The organism is Plantibacter sp. M259 (genome assembly GCF_006065115.1).
Taxonomy (GTDB): Bacteria; Actinomycetota; Actinomycetes; order Actinomycetales; family Microbacteriaceae; genus Plantibacter; species Plantibacter auratus.
This window is the reverse complement of sequence record NZ_CP040750.1, coordinates 262397-282013: the sequence shown is the minus strand read 5'-3', so window position 1 is coordinate 282013 and position 19617 is coordinate 262397. Positions and strand designations below refer to the sequence as shown.

Annotated in this window: 17 protein-coding genes and 2 pseudogenes; 11 read left to right on the top strand and 8 right to left on the bottom strand. The window is 70.9% G+C overall.

All coding sequences use genetic code 11. From position 1 onward, the window contains the following. Window positions 1–22 precede the first annotated feature (22 nt). Window positions 23–505, bottom strand: coding sequence for an Lrp/AsnC family transcriptional regulator (locus tag FGL15_RS01310; RefSeq protein ID WP_064295326.1), 483 nt, complete (start codon window positions 503–505; stop codon window positions 23–25). A gap of 193 nt (window positions 506–698) precedes the next feature. Here FGL15_RS01310 and FGL15_RS01305 point away from each other — a divergent pair, with 193 nt between their 5' ends. Next, the gene (locus FGL15_RS01305; protein ID WP_240773712.1) at window positions 699–1505 is read left to right on the top strand and encodes a PP2C family serine/threonine-protein phosphatase; all 807 of its coding nucleotides are present in this window, start codon (window positions 699–701) and stop codon (window positions 1503–1505) included. 262 nt (window positions 1506–1767) lie between these two features. Here the strand turns inward: FGL15_RS01305 and FGL15_RS20680 are convergent, their stop codons facing one another. Then, entirely contained in the window at window positions 1768–2502 is a 735-nt protein-coding gene (locus tag FGL15_RS20680) for a hypothetical protein (protein WP_240773710.1), read from the bottom strand. On the opposite strand from FGL15_RS20680, the pseudogene FGL15_RS21385 reads away from it, so the two are divergent. Next, window positions 2449–3036: pseudogene (locus FGL15_RS21385) on the top strand (FtsK/SpoIIIE domain-containing protein); the annotation flags it as partial. The gene FGL15_RS20680 and the pseudogene FGL15_RS21385 overlap by 54 nt on opposite strands. 590 nt (window positions 3037–3626) lie before the next feature. After that, entirely contained in the window at window positions 3627–4643 is a 1017-nt protein-coding gene (locus tag FGL15_RS20670) for a hypothetical protein (protein WP_240773700.1), read from the top strand. A 31-nt stretch (window positions 4644–4674) separates the two neighbouring features. Here the strand turns inward: FGL15_RS20670 and FGL15_RS01295 are convergent, their stop codons facing one another. Both FGL15_RS01295 and gabT read right to left on the bottom strand, forming a co-directional pair. Next, window positions 4675–5679, bottom strand: coding sequence for an asparaginase (locus FGL15_RS01295; protein WP_138944664.1), 1005 nt, complete (start codon window positions 5677–5679; stop codon window positions 4675–4677). Further along, entirely contained in the window at window positions 5676–7049 is a 1374-nt protein-coding gene (gene gabT / locus FGL15_RS01290) for a 4-aminobutyrate--2-oxoglutarate transaminase (protein ID WP_138944663.1), read from the bottom strand. Before gabT ends, FGL15_RS01295 begins: the two co-directional genes overlap by 4 nt. 82 nt (window positions 7050–7131) lie before the next feature. Between gabT and FGL15_RS01285 the strand changes: the two genes are divergently transcribed. Further along, on the top strand, window positions 7132–7614 hold the full coding sequence (locus FGL15_RS01285) for an OsmC family protein (RefSeq protein WP_138944662.1): 483 nt from the start codon (window positions 7132–7134) through the stop codon (window positions 7612–7614). Window positions 7615–7635: 21 nt separating this feature from the next. Here FGL15_RS01285 and FGL15_RS01280 read toward each other — a convergent pair whose 3' ends face one another. Next, window positions 7636–8448 (bottom strand): 1-acyl-sn-glycerol-3-phosphate acyltransferase, encoded by an 813-nt coding sequence (locus FGL15_RS01280; RefSeq protein WP_138944661.1) that lies wholly within the window; start codon window positions 8446–8448, stop codon window positions 7636–7638. 147 nt (window positions 8449–8595) lie between these two features. On the opposite strand from FGL15_RS01280, the gene FGL15_RS01275 reads away from it, so the two are divergent. From FGL15_RS01275 to ispG, 7 genes are all read left to right on the top strand, one after another. Further along, a complete protein-coding gene (locus tag FGL15_RS01275) occupies window positions 8596–9594 on the top strand; it encodes an FKBP-type peptidyl-prolyl cis-trans isomerase (protein WP_079707174.1) in 999 nt (332 codons plus the stop codon). A gap of 35 nt (window positions 9595–9629) precedes the next feature. Then, window positions 9630–10709: a 1-deoxy-D-xylulose-5-phosphate reductoisomerase gene (locus FGL15_RS01270; protein WP_138944660.1), complete on the top strand. Its 1080-nt coding sequence runs from the start codon at window positions 9630–9632 to the stop codon at window positions 10707–10709. An 85-nt stretch (window positions 10710–10794) separates the two neighbouring features. Then, window positions 10795–12129, top strand: coding sequence for an RIP metalloprotease (locus tag FGL15_RS01265; RefSeq protein ID WP_085513192.1), 1335 nt, complete (start codon window positions 10795–10797; stop codon window positions 12127–12129). A 120-nt stretch (window positions 12130–12249) separates the two neighbouring features. Continuing rightward, a complete protein-coding gene (locus tag FGL15_RS01260) occupies window positions 12250–13458 on the top strand; it encodes a sensor histidine kinase (protein WP_138944659.1) in 1209 nt (402 codons plus the stop codon). After that, entirely contained in the window at window positions 13455–14114 is a 660-nt protein-coding gene (locus FGL15_RS01255; RefSeq protein ID WP_085513188.1) for a response regulator transcription factor, read from the top strand. Before FGL15_RS01260 ends, FGL15_RS01255 begins: the two co-directional genes overlap by 4 nt. Before the next feature lie 134 nt (window positions 14115–14248). Beyond that, the gene (locus FGL15_RS01250; RefSeq protein WP_138944658.1) at window positions 14249–14587 is read left to right on the top strand and encodes an SHOCT domain-containing protein; all 339 of its coding nucleotides are present in this window, start codon (window positions 14249–14251) and stop codon (window positions 14585–14587) included. 76 nt (window positions 14588–14663) lie between these two features. Then, complete coding sequence (gene ispG, locus FGL15_RS01245) at window positions 14664–15824, top strand: flavodoxin-dependent (E)-4-hydroxy-3-methylbut-2-enyl-diphosphate synthase (protein ID WP_064295337.1); 1161 nt, start codon at window positions 14664–14666, stop codon at window positions 15822–15824. A 45-nt stretch (window positions 15825–15869) separates the two neighbouring features. Here ispG and FGL15_RS01240 read toward each other — a convergent pair. The 3 genes and pseudogenes from FGL15_RS01240 to FGL15_RS01225 all read right to left on the bottom strand — a co-directional run bounded on the left by FGL15_RS01240 (window position 15870) and on the right by FGL15_RS01225 (window position 19402). Beyond that, window positions 15870–17215, bottom strand: a pseudogene (locus FGL15_RS01240) (DUF6716 putative glycosyltransferase). Next, on the bottom strand, window positions 17208–18137 hold the full coding sequence (locus tag FGL15_RS01230; RefSeq protein ID WP_138944655.1) for an N-acetylneuraminate synthase family protein: 930 nt from the start codon (window positions 18135–18137) through the stop codon (window positions 17208–17210). Before FGL15_RS01230 ends, FGL15_RS01240 begins: the two are co-directional and overlap by 8 nt. Next, window positions 18134–19402 carry an acylneuraminate cytidylyltransferase gene (locus FGL15_RS01225; protein ID WP_138944654.1) on the bottom strand — a complete coding sequence of 423 codons (1269 nt, stop codon included), beginning with the start codon at window positions 19400–19402 and terminating at the stop codon, window positions 18134–18136. The genes FGL15_RS01230 and FGL15_RS01225 overlap by 4 nt, the downstream gene beginning before the upstream one ends. Window positions 19403–19617: the final 215 nt, after the last annotated feature.

Here is a 19617-nt window from a genome sequence, read left to right as displayed (position 1 = left end):
TGCGCTGGTGCGGGAATCCCCTCTAGCGGGTGCCCCAGTCGTAGAGCTGCTTGTGCAAGCGCAGGTAGACGAAGGTCTCGGTTCCGGAGACGCCGTCGACGGTGCGGATCTCGTCGTTCAGCAGCGCGATCAGTTCCTCGTCGTCCTCGCAGACCACTTCGACCAGCAGGTCGAAGGAGCCGGCGGTCAGGACGACGTAGTCGACGGCCGACAACGCGGACAGGCGGTCCGCGACCACGCGGGTATCACCGGTCACCCGGACGCCGATCATCGCCTGTCGGGTGAAACCGAGCTGCATCGGGTCGGTCACCGCGACGATCTGGATGACGCCTGACTCCGTGAGCTTCTGCACCCGTTGCCGCACCGCGGCCTCGCTGAGCCCGACGGCCTTCCCGATCTCGGCGTAGGAGCGGCGTCCGTCGGTCTGGAGCTGCTCGATGATCGCCTTCGAGGTGTCGTCGGGCGGCGCCGCCTTCGCCGGTGCATCGGAGCTCGCTCGTGTCATGCGTCGATCATGACAGCGCAGACGGGTCGCGGCAAGCGGATCCGCAGGACCGACCGACCCCGGCGTCTGGATCCGTCGTCGCCGATCCCCGGACGGAATCCGCCGAGCCGGGTGGGGCGGTCCTGCGGTCGGCCGGTACCGTACTATCGTCGAGGGTGCATCAGCCACCGCCAGCCGTATTAGAGGAGCAGACGTGACCGAGCACGGGCAACGGATCGTCACGCTGCCCGGCGGGCGTCGAGTCTCACTCGCGTGGGCCGGCATGACCGATGTCGGCAAGCGGCGCGAGTTGAACGAGGACGCCTTCGTGGCGCTCCCTCCCGTGTTCGCCGTGGCCGACGGCATGGGTGGGCACTCCGCCGGCGAGGTCGCGAGTGCCGCGGTTGCTCACCGCCTCACGAAGGCCACCGAGGGAGCCGAGATCCTCACCGTCGACGGCCTCGTCGACGCGCTGCGCATGGCCGTCGCGGACATGATCGACACCGCGGAGGAGGGCGAGCTCGGTATGGGCACCACCGTCACCGGTGTCGTGCTCACGGCCGACGAAGGCGAGGGTCGTGTCGCGGTCTTCAACATCGGCGACTCGAGGGTGTACCGGCTGCAGGAGGGCGAGCTGGTCCAGGTCACCGAAGACCACTCGATCGTCCAGGAGTTGATCCGCGCCGGAGCGATCAGCCCGGAGGAGGCGGAGTTCCACCCGAACAGCAACATGATCACCCGGGCCGTCGGACCGTCGGACGACCCCGTACCCGACGTCGAACTCTTCCCGATCGAGTCCGGTGCCCGATGGCTCGTCTGCTCGGACGGGCTGACGAAGGAACTCACCGACCACGGGATCTGGTATTTCCTGACGGAGGGAGCCACGCCGGTCGACGCGGCCGAACTCCTCCTGCGCGCCGCCCTCGACAACGGCGGACGCGACAACGTCTCGGTCATCGTGCTCGACATCGCGCCGGTCGACGAGACCGCGGACGAGGGCGTCGAGCAGCCCGCCTCCTGAGCCCGCTCCACAGCCGCTGCTCGCGCGGGCTTCGAGCCCGGTCTGACCGTCCGGCCGGCCGGTCAGAGCCACTCGGTGCTCAACTTGAGCCATGAGCTCTTCGGACGTGTCGCCCTCCGCGACCACCTCGCACCGGCCCGCGACGACGCCGACACGCCTCCGTGCCCCCAGCCCGCCGGCCGAGCAGCCGACCGGATCGCTCCCGATCCTCGCGAGCCTCGCCCCGGTCGTCGGGTCGGTCGCCCTGTTCGCGATCACCGGCTCACCCGTGACCCTCGTCTTCGCCGCGCTCGGGCCCCTCATCGCCGTCGCCGGATTCGTCGACGCACGCTGGACCAGACGGCGCCGCGGTCGGCGGGCCCGCGCGGCGTACGACGTTGCGGCGCAGGAACTGGAACAGGACATCGCGCGCGCACATGCCGCGGAACGCGAGGAACTGGGCGCGCTCCATCCTGCCGGTCGGCTGCTCGACCTCCTCGACGGACCAGATCGCGCCAGATGGCGGGTACCCGAGGCCCGCCGCACGCTCGTCTGCGTCGGGCGGGGGGAGACGAGGAGCACCGTCCGGGTCGACGCGGGGGCCGACGACGACCGGTGGGAGTGGGCGGCGCGGCTGCCCGAGGCTCCCGTCGTGGTCGATGCGGTCGAGGGGATCGGGATCGTCGGTGGCAAGGTGTTCGCGCGCGCGGTGGCCCGAAGCGTCCTCCTGCAGCTCGCCCGACAGCTCCCGCCGCAGGCAGCGCGGTTCTCCGGTGACTCCGCGGCTCTCGACGACGACACCTGGGCGTTCCTCGAGGACCTCCCGCACCGCGCGGTCTCGGATCCGGTCGAACCGGTGCACGGCGGGCGAGGAGCTGAGCCGACCCTCGTCTCGGTCGTCGAACGGTGGGAGGCGGCCGGGGCCGTAGCGGGCCGCCCTGGAGGACGCCCGCCGACCGGTGGAGTGCTCATCGCCCTGTCCGACACCGTCGAGCTCATCCCCACCCGCTGCCGACACCTGCTCGTCCTCGGTGCCGACGGGCAGACCGTCCTCGCCGACGGTACCGGCGCCTCCTCATCCGTGTCGGTGTCGCCGACGCTCCTCGCGGAAGCCGAGGCGGAGCACGTCGTCGGGGCGCTCACCGCCGCCGCACTCACGACGGGGGAGTCCCCGACGCTCTCGAGTCTGCCGACCGACGTCGCCTTCGCGCAGGTGCATCCGGTGCGGAGGGGACGGCCGCCGACGGGATCCGACTGGCGGCCCGACGCGCTCCGGGTCGCCGTCGGGACCGGGGTCGAGGGCGTGCAGCTGCTGGACCTCGGGGCGGACGGACCCCATGCCCTGGTCGGCGGCACGACCGGGAGTGGCAAGAGCGAGCTGCTCATCACTTGGATCACGGCTCTCGCCGCGCAGTGCTCGCCGCAGGAGCTCTCTCTGCTCCTCGTGGACTGCAAGGGCGGCGCCTCCTTCCAGGCGGTGGAGACCCTGCCACACGTGGTCGGGATGGTGACCGACCTGGAACCGGGAGCGGCGGACCGCGTCGTGTCGAGCCTGCGAGCCGAGCTCCGCCACCGCGAGCGCGTGCTCGCCGGACACGGGGCGCGGCACCTGCTCGACCCCGTGCTCTTGCCGGAACACCGCCCGGCACGGCTCGTCGTCGTCGTCGACGAGTTCCAGGCGCTGCTCGACGCGAGCCCCCACCTCCATCAGGTGTTCGACGACCTTGCGGCCCGCGGGCGATCGCTCGGCCTGCACCTGATCCTCTGCAGTCAGCGTCCGGCGGCGGTCGCCGCCGATGCCATCCTCGCGAACTGCACCCTCCGTCTCTCACTCCGGGTCACCTCCCGCCCCGACAGCGCCGCGATCCTCGGTGTCCCCGATGCCGCTGCGATCCCGGCCGGCACTCCGGGCCGCTGCATCGTCTGGAACGGCGACCGACGACTCGTGTTCCAATCAGCGGTCACCAGCTCCGACGACATCCTCGCGGTGCGTGAGCGCTGGCGCGACACGCCTGCACCTCGGCGGCCGTGGCTCGATCCCCTGCCGGCACGCCTGCCCCTGGGCGCCGTCTCGGCGATCGAGGCGGGACGGGCCGGAGTCTCGGAGAGCACCGGTGTCGGCTGTCCGCCCGGGAGGGCATCGTGTTCGGCCTTGCGGACCTCCCTGAGGAGCAGGCACAACGCCCCGCGGTGTGGTGTCCAGAGCACGACGGCTCACTGTTGGTCCTCGGCGCCGGACGTTCCGGTCGAACGACCCTGCTGGACACGCTCGAGGTCGGCTCGCGCGACCGCTTCCGCGTGGAGCGGGTCGGTCAGGATGCCGAGCAGGCCTGGGACACCGTCATGGCGCTGTCGGATCCGCTCCGTCCGACCGAGCGCACCCTCCTCCTGGTGGACGACGTGGAGTCGCTCCTCGCCACTGCTGGTGACGAGCACGGCGCCGCCCTCCGCGATGCACTGCTCGGCCTGCTTCGAGACGGCGGCCGCCGCGGGATCAGCGTCGTCCTCGTCGCGTCCCGGCTCGGCGGTGTGGTCCACCGGTTCTCGGCTCAGCTGGGCAGCACCCTCGTCCTCCGCCTGGCCGATCGGCAGGATCATCTCGTGGCCGGCGCACCCGCCTCCTGCTTCGATCCACGCCGACCTGCCGGCCGCGCGCACTGGCAGGACGCGGAGGTGCAGATCGCGCTCGCCCCGCCGTCACCGTCGTCACCGTCCGGTACGCACGGGGTCCACCGTTGGCGGCCGAGCCCGGAACGCGCGACCGTCATCGTCACGCGTGCGACCGGAGCGGTCGGGGCGATGCTGCAGCGCCCGAACGGGACGGAGCGACGCGTTCGGCTCATCGAACCGGCGGCGCACCTGTTCCCGTCCGCACCGCTCGCGGGCGTCGCCATCGAGAGCCACGTCCCGGAGGACGACGCCGCGGTCGTCGTCCTCGTCGACCCTGAGACGTGGCTGTCGGGCCGGTTGGTCGTCGGCCGGGACGTTCCGCCGAGCACCGCGGGTGCCGACCTGGTGGTCCACGCCTGCTCCGCCGCTGACTTCCGGCAGGTGACCAGGAGCCGTGAACTCCCGCCGCTCCTCGGCTATGCGAGCGGCCGTGCGTGGTGGTGGCGGGCCGGGCAGGAGACGACGCGTGTGGACCTGCTCGGCTCCTGACCCGAAGCCGCCGAGGCTGTCGGCCGGGCGGTCAGACCGCGGTGACGGAGATCCGCCCGACGACGGCGGCTCCTCCGTGGATGGCCAGGTCGAGTTCCGGTTCGAGGGCGTCGACGGCGGCCGCGTCGAGCGCTCCGACCGAGACGAGCAGTCGGAGGGCGACGATCGTCGAGGCCCGGAGCGAGCCGTCGAGGACCTTGAGCGCGACGGTCGCGCCGCCGGGTGCCGACATGACCATCACGCCTTCCGCACCGAGCTTCGCGAACAGGCCGAGGCGTTCGATCACGAGCGTGTTCGCCCGGCCGGGTCCGTCGAGCGCCCAGCCGTTGGCGAGTACCGCTGCCGTGAGCAGCCCGGCGTTCCGGTACAGGGCGAACGGCGAGGTGGGGGAGGAGTTGACGACTCGTCCGATGCCACGTGCGAGTCCGGTCAGGGAGATCGCGTATACGGGCGCCCCGCAGCCGTCGACCCCGCTGGCGGCGGGCTTCTCGCCGGTGAACCGCTCGACGGTGTCGCGGACGGCGAGCTGCAACGGATGGTCGGGCTCGAGATACGTGGCCTGGTCCCATCCGTTCTGCGCGCAGGCGAGCAACATGGCCGCGTGCTTGCCGGAACAGTTCATGTACAGGGGGCTCGTGCCGAGGCCGTCCCGGACCAGCTCGTCGCGGGACGCGCGATCACCGGGCCAATCGGCCGGGCACTGCAACGCCGAGTCCTCGATCCGAGCCCGGCCGAGCATGCTCCGCACGACCTGGACGTGCTTCCGGGTCCCCGCATGGCTCGCCGTCGCGAGCACGGCCTGAGCGCCCTCGAGGGACACCCCGGCGTTCATGATCGTGATCGCCTGGAAGGGCTTGAGGCATGAGCGGGGGAAGACCGGTGCGTCCGGTGCTCCGAGGCTCGCGAGGACCTCACCCTCGGGCCCGAGGACGATCGCCGATCCGGCGTGTCGTGACTCGATGAAGCCGCTGCGCTCGACGACGGCCAACTCCACAGCGTCCGCGACGCCGAAGGTCTGGGGGACCGTCGTGCTCACAGTGCTGCGAGCGCCTGATCGATGACCGTCATCGCGTCCGCGATGAGCTCGTCGGAGACGGCGAGGCTCGGGAGGAAGCGGAGGACGTTGCCGTAGGTGCCGGCGGTGAGGACGAGCACGCCCTGCTGCGCGGCGGCTGCGGCGATGGTGCTGACGGCGGCCGGGTTGGGCTCCTTCGTCGTCGAGGCGGTACCCGGCTGGACGAGTTCCATCGCGATCATCGCGCCGATGCCGCGGACGTCGCCGATGATGTCGTATTTGCCCTGGAGCTCGAGCAGCGCTGCGGTCAGGGTGGCACCGATGCGATCCGCTTCGGCCAGGAGACCACGAGACTCGATCGACTCGAAGACCGCGACCGACGCGGCACACGCGACGGGGTTGCCGCCGAAGGTGCCGCCGAGGCCACCGGGCTGGCTCGCGTCCATGATCTCGGCGCGCCCCGTCACCGCAGCGAGCGGCAGACCGCCGGCGATGCCCTTCGCGCTCAGCACGAGGTCGGGGACGAGGCCGAAGTGCGAGCTCGCGAAGTACTCGCCGGTGCGCGCCATGCCGCTCTGGATCTCGTCTGCGATGAACACGACGCCGTTGGCCGTGCACCACTCCTGGAGCGCGGGGAGGTAGCCCTCCGCGGGGACGACGAATCCGCCCTCGCCCTGGATCGGCTCGACGACGAGGCACGCGAGGTCGGTGGCGCCGATGCGCTTCTCGAGGTAGGCGATGGTGCGTGCCGCAGCCGCAGCTCCGGACAGACCGTCGTGGTAGGGGTAGGAGTTGGGGGCGTGGTAGACGTCGCCGGCGAACGGACCGTAGCCGGTCGCGTAGGGGGCGGCCTTGTAGTTCATCGCCATCGTGAGGTTGGTGCGACCGTGGTAGCCGTGGTCGAGCACCGCGACAGCCCGCCGACCGGTGTACTTGCGAGCGATCTTCACGCCGTTCTCGACCGCCTCGGCGCCCGAGTTCACGAGCACCGACTTCTTCGCGAAGTCGCCCGGGGTGTGCTCGGCGAGCAGCTCCGCGACGCGCACGTACTCCTCGTAGGGGGTGATCGTGAACAGGGTGTGGAGGACGTCGGCCGCCTGGTCCTGGACGGCGCCGACCACGGAGGACTCCGTGTGGCCGATGGTCGTGACACCGATGCCGGCACCGAGGTCGATGAACTGGTTGCCGTCGACGTCGACGACGATCGCGCCGTGCGCGCGCTCGATGTACACCGGGAGGACACTCGACACGCCATCGGACACGACGGCGGTCCGGCGGGCGTGCAGCGCCTGCGAGCGCGGGCCCGGGACGGCCGTCACGATGCGACGCTCCTGCGTCACGCTGGGGGCGGAGGCGGTCGTCTGGTCCGTGGTGTCGAGCGTGTCAGTCATAGTCCTCCAGCGTAGCGCGACCTCCCGACAGCGGGGCCGCGAACGCGGGCCGCGGTGGGGAGGCCAGTGGGATACTGGTGGCATGATCACGGGCCACCACGACTACACCATCGGCGTCCGCTGGGACGGAGACCTCGGGACGGGCACGAGCGGGTACCGGGACTACTCCCGGGAGCTCACGGTGACGGCCGTCGGGAAGCACGACCTCGAGGGCTCGGCCGACAAACCGTTCCGCGGCGACCCGGGTCGATGGAACCCCGAGGAGCTGCTCCTGGCGGCCCTCGCGCAGTGTCATCTCCTGTCGTACCTGCACGTCGCCGTGACCCTCGGTGTCGTGGTGACGGCCTACACGGACGACGCCGTCGGGACCATGGTCGAGGACGGCGCGGGGAGCGGTGCTTTCACGGAGGTGGTCCTGCGTCCGCAGGTCACAGTCGCCGATGCGTCGATGGTCGAGGCGGCGCGAGCAGGGCACGCCCGCGCGAACGAGCTGTGCTTCATCGCCAACTCGGTGAACTTCCCGGTCCGTCATGAGCCGACGATCGTGGTCGCGACGACCACCTGAGGAGTGGACCGTCGCCGCGGCTCAGAGCCGTTCCGGGCGGAAGGCGCGCTTGATGCGCTCGACGGTGTCGGCGGGCGGCGACTCGTTGTAGGCGTTCGCGAGCTCCTGGCCAGTGAGGGCGTGGATCGCCGCCATGATCTCGTCCGTCGCCTTGCGTCTGGCGCGTCCTGAGGTCGCCGGTCCATGGTGGCTCACGTCGATGGGTTCGCCGAAGATCACCGTGACCGGTTTGAACTTCGGGATCGTCGTGCCCACCGGCATGAGGTCGTCGGTGCCGATGAGGCCGACCGGGACGACCGTCGCGCCCGTGGTGAGTGCCAGCCAGGCGACACCGGTCCTGCCGCGGTACAACCGTCCGTCGAGCGACCGGGTGCCCTCGGGGTAGATGGCGAAGGCCTCGCCGCTCTCGAGGATCCGGCGTCCCTGGTCGAGGGCTTCCTGCGCCGCCTGCCCGACGCCACGTTCGACCCCGACCGCGCCGATCGAGGTGAAGAACGTGCGCGAGACCCAGCCCTTCAGGCCGCGTCCCGTGAAGTAGTCGGACTTCGCCAGGAACTGCACCCTGCGTGGGGCGCTGATGGGGATCGCGATGCTGTCGATGAAGGAGAGGTGGTTGCTCGCCAGGATGACCGGCCCACGCTTCGGGACGTTCTTCCGGCCGATGATCTTGGGGCGGTAGAGCAGCTTCGCCGTCGTGTTCAGGACGGCTCGTCCGAAGTAGTAGACGACACCGGGTTTCGAGGGCGTGGCCACCGTGTCGTCCGTCGACGGTTCGACCGTGGTCTGGTCGGAGGGTTCCTGGGCGCGTCGCTGCGTCTGCTCCTCATCGGCCATGCGCACGACTGTACCCGCCGACGCATGCGCGACCCGGCATACTCACGTGTGACCCCCCCACCGCGGATGTTGGGCGCGCTGTCAGCCAGCATGGAGCCTGGTGGGTGAAACTGGACCGACCCCTCAGCAACGACCGAAAGTTCCCCTGTGCGCAAGAGCCTCTGCCTTCTGGCCGTCATCGCGTCCCTCGTGTCGCTGACCGCGTGCAGTTCGGCGACGTCGCAGTCGCAAGCGCTTCCCAGCCCGGGGGAGTGTGCCGACACGAGCGCAGGCAAGGCGTCCAAGGCGATCAGCGTGAGTGGCGACTTCGGCTCGATCCCCGAGGTCACCTTCGCCAAGGGCACCCTCGCCGCAGACACGACCGAACGCACGATCGTGGCCAAGGGCGACGGAGAGCGGGTCGACCCCGGCGACACGACGTTCGTCGAGATGTCGATCTACAACGCCGTCACCGGTTCGATCGTCGCGCAGACCGCCTACGGCGCGAGCCCGGCGACGGCGATCGTCGTCAACGACCAGAAGTACCTGAAGGGCCTCGTCCGCGCCGTCGAGTGCACGAACGTCGGATCCCGCGTCGCGGCGTTCGTCACGGCGGGCGACGGGTTCGGTTCCGCAGGGTCGAGCGACGGCACGGTCCAGGCCGACCAGCCGCTGGTCGTCGTGGCCGACGTCCTCAGCACGGTGCACAGCGATGCCAAGGCGGACGGCGTCCCGCAGGAGCCCGTCGCCGGGATGCCCGCGGTCGAGCTCGACACCGCCGGACGACCCACGGTCACCATTCCCGAGGAGCCCGCTCCGGCCGATCTCCAGGTCGCGGTCCTCAAGCAGGGCGACGGAGCGGTGGTGCAGCCCGACGCCGAGGTCATCATCAACTATCAGGGCGTGAACTGGCGGACCGGCGAGGTCTTCGACGAGAGCTGGGGCAACGGACCGACGAACTTCCAGCTGTCCGCCGTGGTGAAGGGCTTCTCGAGCGCCATCGCCGGCCAGCACATCGGATCCCAGGTCATCGCCGTCATCCCACCCGACCTCGGGTACGGGCCGAGCGGCGGCAACAGCCAGGCGGGCATCGAGGCCGACGACACCATCGTGTTCGTCATCGACATCCTCGACGCGAGCAGCACCACGGCTCCCGCCGCGGGCTGAGCGGCCCGCACCGCCGCCGACGTAGACTGACCGCCGTGAGACGCGTCATCATCCTCGGATCAACCGGCTCGATCGGCACGCAGGCACTCGACGTCATCCGGGGTGACCGCGACCGCTTCGAGGTCGTCGGCCTGACGGCCGGCTCGAACGCCGAGCTCCTCGCCGAGCAGGCCGCCGCCTTCCATGTCGACGACACGGCCCTGGGCGCGGCCGACGCCGAGCGGCTCATCCGCAGCGTCGACGCCGACGTGGTGCTGAACGGCATCACGGGCTCCATCGGGCTCGGCCCGACCCTCGCGGCCCTCGAGACGGGCCGGACGCTCGCGCTCGCGAACAAGGAGTCGCTCATCGTCGGTGGCGACCTCGTGCGACGGATCGCGGCACCCGGCCAGATCGTGCCCGTGGACTCCGAGCATTCCGCGATCGCCCAGGCCCTCCGATCCGGTACCGCCACCGAGGTGCGACGGCTCGTCCTGACCGCCTCGGGAGGGCCGTTCCGCGGACGGGACCGCGCGTCGCTCGCCGGCGTCACGCCGGCCGAGGCGCTCGCCCACCCCACCTGGGACATGGGTCTCGTCGTCACGACGAACTCGGCGACCCTCGTCAACAAGGGTCTCGAGGTGATCGAGGCGCACCTGCTGTTCGACGTCCCGTACGACCGCATCGAGGTGACGGTCCACCCGCAGTCGATCGTCCACTCGATGGTCGAGTTCATCGACGGTTCCACCATCGCCCAGGCCTCGCCGCCCGACATGCGGCTCCCCATCTCCCTCGGGCTCGACTGGCCCAACCGGGTCGGAGGTGTCGGCGTCCCGCTCGATTGGACCTCGCCCCAGCAGTGGACGTTCGAGCCCCTCGACCACGAGGCCTTCCCGGCGGTGCGGCTGGCCAAGCTCGTGGGCGGGCAGGGTCGCACCTATCCGGCGGTGTTCAACGCGGCGAACGAGGAGGCCGTTGCGGCCTTCCACGCGGGTCGGCTCGGCTACCTCGGCATCCTCGACACCGTCCGCGCGGTCGTCGACGACCACGAGGCGCCCGAGGGCGAGCTCACCCGGGAGGCGCTCGCGGAGGCGGAGCGCTGGGCGAGGGCTCGCGCGCAGCAGCGCATCGGCTGACGAGCCCGTTCGACGTCGGAAGCTTCCGAGCGGCCGTACAGCCGGCGTGCAGCCGGTGACCCGACCGCGCGAGTAGGGTTACGCCGTGGAATCCGTCCTCCTCTACCTCCTCGGCATCGTGATCGTGCTCGTGGGCCTCATCGTGTCCATCGGGCTGCACGAGGTCGGTCACCTCGTGCCCGCGAAGCTGTTCGGCGTGCGGGTCACCCAGTACATGATCGGCTTCGGTCGCACCATCTGGTCGCGCCGCAAGGGCGAGACCGAGTACGGCGTCAAGATGATCCCGCTCGGCGGCTACATCTCGATGATCGGCATGTTCCCGCCCAAGCAGCCCGGCGGTGCCGCCCGGAACGCCAGCACCGGCTTCTTCGACACGCTGGTCCAGGACGCGCGGGAGGCGAGTGCCGACACGATCGGCGCCGGCGACGAGGAGCGCACCTTCTACCGGCTGCCCGTCTGGAAGCGGATCGTCGTCATGCTCGGCGGCCCGTTCATGAACCTCGTCCTCGCCGTCCTCTTCATCGGTATCGCCGTGTCGGGGTTCGGCGTCCCTCAGCAGAGCAGCACGCTGACCTCCGTGTACGAGTGCGTGCTGCCGTCGACGAGCGACCGCCAGAGCTGTGCAGCGGGGGACCCGCAGGGTCCGGCCGCAGCCGCTGGCTTGAAGCCGGGCGACACGATCCTCTCGATCGACGGCACCCCGATCTCCACCTTCGCCGAGATCTCCGCGGCCGTGCAGGATTCGCCGGGCAAGCCGTTGGCCCTCGAGGTCGCCCGCGGTGAGCAGCGACTCGACCTCACCCTGACGCCGTTGCTGCTCGAGCGGGACGTCGTCGACGCCGAGACCGGCAAGATCGTCACGAACGCCGACGGCTCGGCGAAGACCCATGAGGTCGGCTTCGTCGGCATCACCCCGCAGCAGCAGATGGTGGCGCAGCCCGTCACCACGATCCTGCCGACCGTCGGCGACACGATCGCCCGGACCGCCAACATCATCCTGAACCTGCCCCAGCGACTCATCGACGTCGGGCAGGCCGCGTTCGGATCCGGCGAGCGCGACCCCAACGGGCCGATGAGCGTCGTGGGCGTCGGACGGGTCGTGGGCGAGGTGGTCAGCCTCGACGAGATCCCCGTCGCGTCGAAGGCGGCGACCGTGTTCGGCATCCTCGGGTCGCTCAACGTCGCGCTCTTCGTCTTCAACCTCATCCCCTTGCTGCCCCTCGACGGCGGGCACGTCGCAGCCGCGCTCTGGGAGGCGATCCGTCGACGCTTCGCGAAGATCTTCCGACGTCGCGACCCGGGACCGGTGGACGCGGCGAAGCTCATCCCGCTCACCTTCGGCGTCGTGATCGTCCTCGGCGGCATGAGCGCGCTCCTCGTGTACGCCGACATCGTCAAGCCGGTCAACCTCTTCGGCTAGGCCGACGCGACCGGAGCCCGCGGGACCGTCCCATCCCGGTACAGCCGTACTCCCCGGGGAGTACGGCGCAGGCTCCGTGCGGGCGACGCGGCGGCTCCGACCCGCGAGTAGCATGCAGGAATGGCATCGGTCGAGACGGGTTCGGCACCCTGGATGACGCCGGGCGATCGCCGACCCGGACGCCCCGTCTGGCGTCTCTGGGCACCGGTGGTGGTGTCCTTCCTCGTCCAGGTGCCCGCGACAGCGGTGCTCGCCCTCCACGGTTCCTTCGGCCCGGGTGCCGGTGCCTCGGGGTGGTCCCGTTCCTCGGCCGTCCTCCTGGCACTCGCCGGCGTGCTCTGCCTGCTCGCTGCCAGGCGGTCGCCCGGACGGACGGTCGCGGCGGTCGCCGTGCTGTCGAGCGCCTCGATGCTGACGGGTCCCACCTGGGGTCCTCCCGCCGTGGCGCTGGCGTTCGCCGCGGGTTCCGGCATCGTCCGTGGAGCACGCGGCTGGACCTATCCGTCGCTGGGACTCGGGTGGGCACTCGCCCTGACTGTCGCGCTCGCCGTCGGTTGGAAGGTGTCGGGATTCCGCATCGGGGCCACGACCGCCCTCGTCATCGTCGCCGTCCTCCTCGCCGAGGGACTGCGCACCCGGCGCGAACAGCTCGACGCGGATCGCCGGCGCCTGGGCGAACGTCGGGCGTCCGCCGCCCAGGAGGAGCGCGTGCGCATCGCTCGTGAGCTGCACGACGTGGTCGCCCACTCGCTCGCGCAGATCACCGTCCAGGCCGGCATGGGCCTGCACCTCATGGACACCCAGCCCGAACGTGCCAGGGAGGCTCTGACGAACATCAAGGGGTCGAGCAAGGCGTCGCTCGACGAGGTCCGTGGCCTCCTCGACGTCCTCCGTGGTGCCGATGCGGCCCAGGATCCCACGACCGGCGCGCCGAGGCGACCGGGGCCGGATCTCGAGGCACTACCGGTCCTCGTCCAGTCCCTCCGAGACCAGGGCGTCGACGCGGTCCTCGAGCTGCGCCTCGTCTCCACGCCCGGCGCGGCCGTGCAGCAGGCGCTGTACCGGATCGCACAGGAGAGCGTCACGAACGTCCTCCGGCACGCGCAGGCCGGACGGGTCTCCGTCGAGCTCGTCGAGGTCGACGGCACCTACCGCCTGCTCGTGGAGGACGACGGAGTCGGTGCCCCACCCGGACCCGCGGAGCACGGCAACGGCCTCCTCGGCATGACCGAACGCGCCGAGCTCCTCGGCGGCACCCTCGAGACCGGGCGGAGTCCGCTCGGCGGCTTCCGTGTCACGGCCCGGGTGCCGGTCCGAGGCGTCGCATGATCCGCGTGGTCGTCGCCGACGACCAGGCACTCATCCGCGGCGGGTTCCGCGCCCTCCTCGACGCGGAGCCCGACATCGCGGTCGTCGGTGAGGCGGCCGGTGGGGACGAGGCGCTCGTCGTCGTCCGGCGGGAACGCCCGGACGTGGTCCTCATGGACATCAGGATGCCCGGAGGGGACGGCCTGGCCGCCACCGAGGCCATCGTCGCGGATCCGGCGCTCGAGGCCACCCGCATCATCGTCGTCACCACCTTCGAACTCGACGAGTACGTCGCGCAGGCGATCCGGGCAGGTGCGAGCGGCTTCCTCGTGAAGGACACCGAGCCGGCCGAGCTCATCCGGGCCGTCCGTGTGGTCGCGTCGGGTGACGCCCTGCTGTCGCCCGGGGTCACGAGGCGGCTGCTCACCCAGGTCGCCGGAGCGATCGCCGCGCCGCTCGACGACGCCGTGATCGCCGGGCTCACCGAGCGCGAACGCGAGGTGCTGGGTCTCGTCGGACGCGGACTCACCAACGAGGAGATCGGCGGGGCACTGTTCCTCAGCCCGCTCACGGCGAAGACCCACGTGTCGCGCATCATGTCGAAGCTCGCCGCGCGCGACCGGGTCCGGCTCGTCGTCATCGCCTACGAGACCGGGCTCGTCAGTCCCGGCGTCTGAGCGCCGGGTGGTCGTACTCCCGGGGGAGTGCGGTGATCCGTCCCGTCGTCGGATGCCCTCGGCCGCCATCCGGAGGAGGCTCGGGGTCGTGATGCGGACGACGGTCGTCGTCCGCCCGACGAACGGAGTCCTCCATGTCCACCTCCCTGATCGTGCTCGCCGCGACCGCCATGCATCCCGGCGGTCCCGGGCCGGGCTTCCATCTCCTCTGGCTGCTCCTCATCCCCGCGTTCTGGATCGCCGTGATCGTCCTCATCGTCGCGCTCGTCGGTCGGCGGTGGCGTCGCCGAGCCTGGTCCGGTGCGTCCCCGGACGGCCACCAGGGCCCGCCGTGGGCCTGGCGTCAGGACGGGTCCCGGAGCGCCGAGCAGACGCTCGCCGAGCGCTTCGCCCAGGGCGACATCGACGAGGTCGAGTACCGGGAACGGCTCGGCGTCCTGCGTGCGAATCGCGAGGCGCCGCCAGCGCGTTGACCGTGGATCGCGACGTCCCAGCAGGCATTCAGCTCACGGGGAGCCTGCGGGGCGTCGCGCGCGTAAGCTGAGGCTCGTGGTAGCTATCAATCTGGGTCTTCCGTCGGTTCCCGAGACGCTCAGCCCGCGGCGCAAGTCGCGACAGATCAAGGTCGGCAAGGTGCTCGTCGGCGGCGACGCCCCGGTGAGCGTCCAGTCGATGACGACGACCCAGACGACCAACATCAACGCGACCCTCCAGCAGATCGCCGAGCTCACGGCCTCCGGCTGCGACATCGTCCGCGTGGCCGTCCCGACCCGCGACGACGCCGAGGTGCTGCCGATCATCGCGAAGAAGAGTCAGATCCCGGTGATCGCCGACATCCACTTCCAGCCCGCCTACGTCTACGCCGCGATCGACGCGGGGTGCGCGGCCGTCCGGGTCAATCCCGGCAACATCCGGAAGTTCGACGACCAGGTCGGCGAGATCGCCCGGCGCGCGAAGGCCGCTGGCGTCTCCCTCCGCATCGGTGTCAACGCGGGTTCCCTCGACCCGCGGCTGCTGCAGAAGTACGGCAAGGCGACCCCCGAAGCGCTCGTCGAGAGCGCTGTCTGGGAGGCGAGCCTGTTCGAGGAGCACGACTTCCACGACTTCAAGATCTCCGTCAAGCACAACGACCCGGTCGTCATGGTGAAGGCCTACCGGCTGCTCGCCGAGCGCGGTGACTGGCCGCTGCACCTCGGCGTGACGGAGGCCGGTCCCTCGTTCCAGGGCACCATCAAGAGCGCGACCGCGTTCGGCATCCTGCTCTCCGAGGGCATCGGCGACACCATCCGTGTCTCGCTCTCCGCGCCTCCGGCGGAGGAGATCAAGGTCGGGCTGCAGATCCTGCAGTCGCTGAACCTCCGCGAGCGCAAGCTCGAGATCGTCTCCTGCCCGAGCTGCGGGCGCGCCCAGGTCGACGTCTACAAGCTCGCGAACGACGTGACCGACGGCCTCGAGGGGATGAGCGTCCCCCTGCGCGTCGCCGTCATGGGCTGCGTCGTGAACGGCCCCGGAGAGGCTCGTGAGGCCGACCTCGGCGTCGCGAGCGGCAACGGCAAGGGCCAGATCTTCGTCAAGGGCGAGGTCATCAAGACGGTGCCGGAGTCGGAGATCGTTGCGACGCTCATCCAGGAGGCCAACCGTCTCGCCGCCGAGATGCCCGCCGACGACACCTCCACGGGTGCTCCGGTGGTGACGGTCGGCTCCAACTGAGCCCGGAGCGCCGCCCGACCGGTCTCCGGTCGAGCGGCGCACCCGTCAGCGGGCCGTGCGGTGACGAGCCCCGTGCGGAGCGCGCACCGGCGCCTCCGACTCGATCGGCGCGAGCCGACGGGAGGGGATCGGCTGGCGTTCGGCCGGTTGGACGCCACGAGCGCGACGGACCAGACGACGAGCGATCTGCAGTGGCCGCCCGATGACGAAGGCGACCGTGCCCAGCGCGCTCGTGTCGGCGCGCCCGAACGCCCGACGACGCTCCCAACCGGTGCGGAGCATGCCGCCGCGACTCTGTCGTGCGCGAGGGCGGATCGGCAGGATCCCGAGGTCGCGCGCGGCGAACGCCTCCTCCGACCGCTGGATCCAGTCGTCCTCTTCCGCGGGGTGGAAGTAGTTCTGCTGCAGCCAGTCCGGGTTCGGGTGCCGGAACCGGGCGGCCATCAGGTCGTCCTTGGAGGCCAACAGCCCGCTGCCCTCGAAGACGGTGTTGATGAGTGCCGGGTCCACACCGAAGTCGTCGAGCAGGATGACCGGGACCCCGGCCGCGATGGCCTCGATCGCGGCGGTGGAACTCACGGTGACGAGCCCGGCCGCGTGGCCGAGGTGGACCGCCATCGACCCGGTGGCGACCCGGAGGTTGTCGGGTGTCGGACCGGTCAGGAGGGTGTCGAAGGGGTAGTGCTCGTGATGGGTCTGCGGGTCGCCGGCGAGGCCGCGCACCTTGATCACGACGTCGAGGTCGCGGTGCCGGTTCGCGAGGGTCCGCAGCCAGGAGAGGATCCGGAGCCGGTCGCCGCGGTCGGCCGGGACGGTGGCCTGGGCGGCGAAGACGACCCGGGTACGCGGGGCGGGCTCGGCCGGTGGCGCGGTCGCCGTGTCCGTCAAGAACGGCAGGGTCGCGAGCGCGAACGCCGGTTCGACCCCGTGCGTCAGCGCGAGTTCACGGTAGGCGGCGACTTCGCGGTGGCTGTGCAGGACGAAGACGTCCGCCTGCGCGCGGAGGAAGATCCCTTCCACTTCGCCGGGATCGAGATGCCGGGCAGACCGGTGAGCAGCACCGGGCGGGTGGCGCGCCCGAGCGCGAGGAGTTCCGAGATGACGACCTCGGCGACCGGGCCACGTGTGGAGACGAACACGCCGTCCGGCTGCTCGGTCCGGATGAGGTCGACGAGTCGTCGGAGCGACAGGCGACGGACGGTCCGCCCCTCGAACGCCGTGTGGAGCGTGGCGATGTCCACCTGCCGGTCCGTGGCGGACACGTCGCTCTCGATGAGGACGAGGTCGACGTCCCAGCCGGTCGCGCGGGACAGGGTGGCGGCCCCCCACTTCACGAAGGAGTCGGAGTCCACCACCCCGATCACCCGACGGCGGGGCCCATGATCAGGCATCGACCCTGCGCAGCTTCGCGAGCGGGGCGAGTTCGCCGGGGAAGATGCGCTTGACGCCGTCACCCATGGCGGTCTCGATGACCCGGATGTCGCGGACGAGGTTCGAGAAGCCGTGCGGTTCGAGCGACGCGGCGTGGTCCGAGCCCCACATGGCACGGTCGAGCGTGATGTGGCGTTCCACCATCGTGGCTCCGAGAGCGACCGCGGCGAGGGAGATCTGCAGACCGGTCTCGTGGCCGGAGTACCCGATGGGCACCCCGGGGTAGCGGGCGGAGAGGCTGTCGATCATCCGCAGGTTCGCCTCTTCGGCGGGCAAGGGGTAGGTGGATGTCGCGTGCAGGATGACCAGCGGCGAGTCCCGGAGGATCTCGACGGCGCGGTCGATCTGCTCGAGCGTCGACATGCCGGTCGAGAGGATGATCGGCTTCCCGGTCGCGGCGAGACGGGTCAGGAGGCCCGAGTCGGTCACCGAGGCGGACGCGACCTTGTGTGCGCTGACGCCCAGGTCCTCGAGGAAGTCGACGGACGGTTCGTCCCAGGGAGAGGCGAACCAGCTGAGGCCGCGCAGGGTGGCGTGGTCGCCGATCTCGATGTACTGCTCACGGTCGAACTCAACCCGGTAGCGGTAGTCGAGGTAGGTCATCTCACCCCACGGCGTCTGCCGCGGGACGTCGCGCATGTGCGCCGGCGTCGAGATCTCCGGCGTGCGCTTCTGGAACTTGACCGCCTGTGCGCCGGCGTCGGCGGCCACGTCGATGAGTCGCTTCGCGAGCTCCACGTCGCCGTTGTGGTTGAGCCCGATCTCCCCGATGACGTACGCGGGGGCGCCGCCGCCGACGGGGATGCCGTCGATGCGCACGGGAGACGGCTGCGTCCGGCCGTCGAGGTCGGTGGTGTCGTTCGCGTCCTGGTGGATGCTCATGGTCGTGCTCCGTTCGATTGCAGCGTGGACAGCTTGAGAGGGTCGAGGGCCGCTCGTGCGGCGAGGACGAGGTCGGAGAGTTCGCGGACGGCGCCGTCGCCGCCTCGCCGTTCCAGGACGAGCCGGGAGACGGCACGGGCCTCCGGGTGCGCATCGGCGACGACGACCGGCCAGCCGACGATCTCGAGGGCCGGGATGTCGTTGACGTCGTTGCCGAGGTACGCGATGCGGTCGAGCGGGACGCCCTTCGCCGTGGCCCAGTCGCGGAGCGCGGTCGCCTTGTCGGCGGAGCCGTACACGACGTCGACGCCGAGTTTGGCGGCGCGAGCGGCGACGATCGGGACCCGCTCGGTCGACAGGATCAGGAACGGCAGCCCGGCCTCGCGCAGCTGACGGACCCCGAGGCCGTCACCGCGATGGACGCTGACCCGTTCGACCCCGTCGGCGTCGATGCTGGCGCGGTCGTCGGTGTGGACCCCGTCGAAGTCGGTGACGACGGCGTCGACGTCGAGGTGGTGCTCCGAACGCTCCGAGCCGGACGGGATGCCCAGCTGTCGTTCGGCGAGTCTGGCGATCGCCTCGGCGACGAGCAGATCCTCCGGTTCGTCGATGTCGAGCGCGGCGAAGGACCTGGTGACGGCCGGCGCGATCCGGCCGAAGAAGCGGTGCCGGGCCTCGAGGAAGCCGTCCGTGTCGAAGACGTAGAACGAGCCGGTCTCGCGGTACTGCGGGGCGCGGTCCTGCCGTCGGGGACGCTCGCGGTGGTCGTGACCGATCCCTCGGGCACCCTTCGTCTTCTCCGTCCAGAGGAATCCGTGGTCGAGTACCGCGGCGAAGACGGAGTCCGCCCGCCCGGAGGAGACCAGCGCGACGGCGTCGTCGAGCGCTTCCACGTCGAGGAAGGGCGACGTCGCCTGCGCGAACACCGTCACGGGGGTCAGCTCGCCGCGCTCCGCGAGGACGCCGAGCGCGTGGAGGAGCGCGGCCTCGGAGGAGGTGCTGTCCTCGGCGAGTTCGGCCGGCCGGTCGATGACCTCCGCACCGGCGGCGACAGCGGCGGCGGCGAGGTCCGGGTGATCGGTCGTGACGACCACGCGCGAGACGCCACCCGACCGCAGCAGACCTTCGACCGACCGTGCGATGAGGGTGCTCCCGCGGACCGTCCTGAGGTTCTTGCGGTGGATCCCCTTCGAACCGCCCCTGACCGGGACGATCGCCGTCGCGCCGTCGGTCTCCGGGTGCCTCCCGTGCGCTGCAGATGTCATCGATCCACGGTAGGAAGCGACGGTGGACGCGAGGGGGACGGTGGGCGAACGGCGGCCGACGCCCTGGTGGCCATCCGGTGGCCGAGGCGCCCGAGCTCCGGATCTTCACACGTAGACTGTTCGGACCGCCGGGTTCCACCAGGCGGATCCGCGTTCGACGGTCATCCGTCCGGACCGCCAGCCTCGCCAGGGAGACCAGTGACCGTGACGCCGAG

What these genes read in the sequence shown, in the direction of transcription:
- FGL15_RS01310 (WP_064295326.1), bottom strand. Translation starts at nt 505, where the DNA reads ATGACACGAGCGAGCTCCGATGCACCGGCGAAGGCGGCGCCGCCCGAC.
- gabT (WP_138944663.1), bottom strand. Translation starts at nt 7,049, where the DNA reads ATGACTGACACGCTCGACACCACGGACCAGACGACCGCCTCCGCCCCC.
- FGL15_RS01285 (WP_138944662.1), top strand. Translation starts at nt 7,132, where the DNA reads ATGATCACGGGCCACCACGACTACACCATCGGCGTCCGCTGGGACGGA.
- FGL15_RS01260 (WP_138944659.1), top strand. Translation starts at nt 12,250, where the DNA reads ATGGCATCGGTCGAGACGGGTTCGGCACCCTGGATGACGCCGGGCGAT.
- FGL15_RS01250 (WP_138944658.1), top strand. Translation starts at nt 14,249, where the DNA reads ATGTCCACCTCCCTGATCGTGCTCGCCGCGACCGCCATGCATCCCGGC.
- FGL15_RS01255 (WP_085513188.1), top strand. Translation starts at nt 13,455, where the DNA reads ATGATCCGCGTGGTCGTCGCCGACGACCAGGCACTCATCCGCGGCGGG.
- FGL15_RS01230 (WP_138944655.1), bottom strand. Translation starts at nt 18,137, where the DNA reads ATGAGCATCCACCAGGACGCGAACGACACCACCGACCTCGACGGCCGG.
- FGL15_RS01280 (WP_138944661.1), bottom strand. Translation starts at nt 8,448, where the DNA reads ATGGCCGATGAGGAGCAGACGCAGCGACGCGCCCAGGAACCCTCCGAC.
- FGL15_RS01225 (WP_138944654.1), bottom strand. Translation starts at nt 19,402, where the DNA reads ATGACATCTGCAGCGCACGGGAGGCACCCGGAGACCGACGGCGCGACG.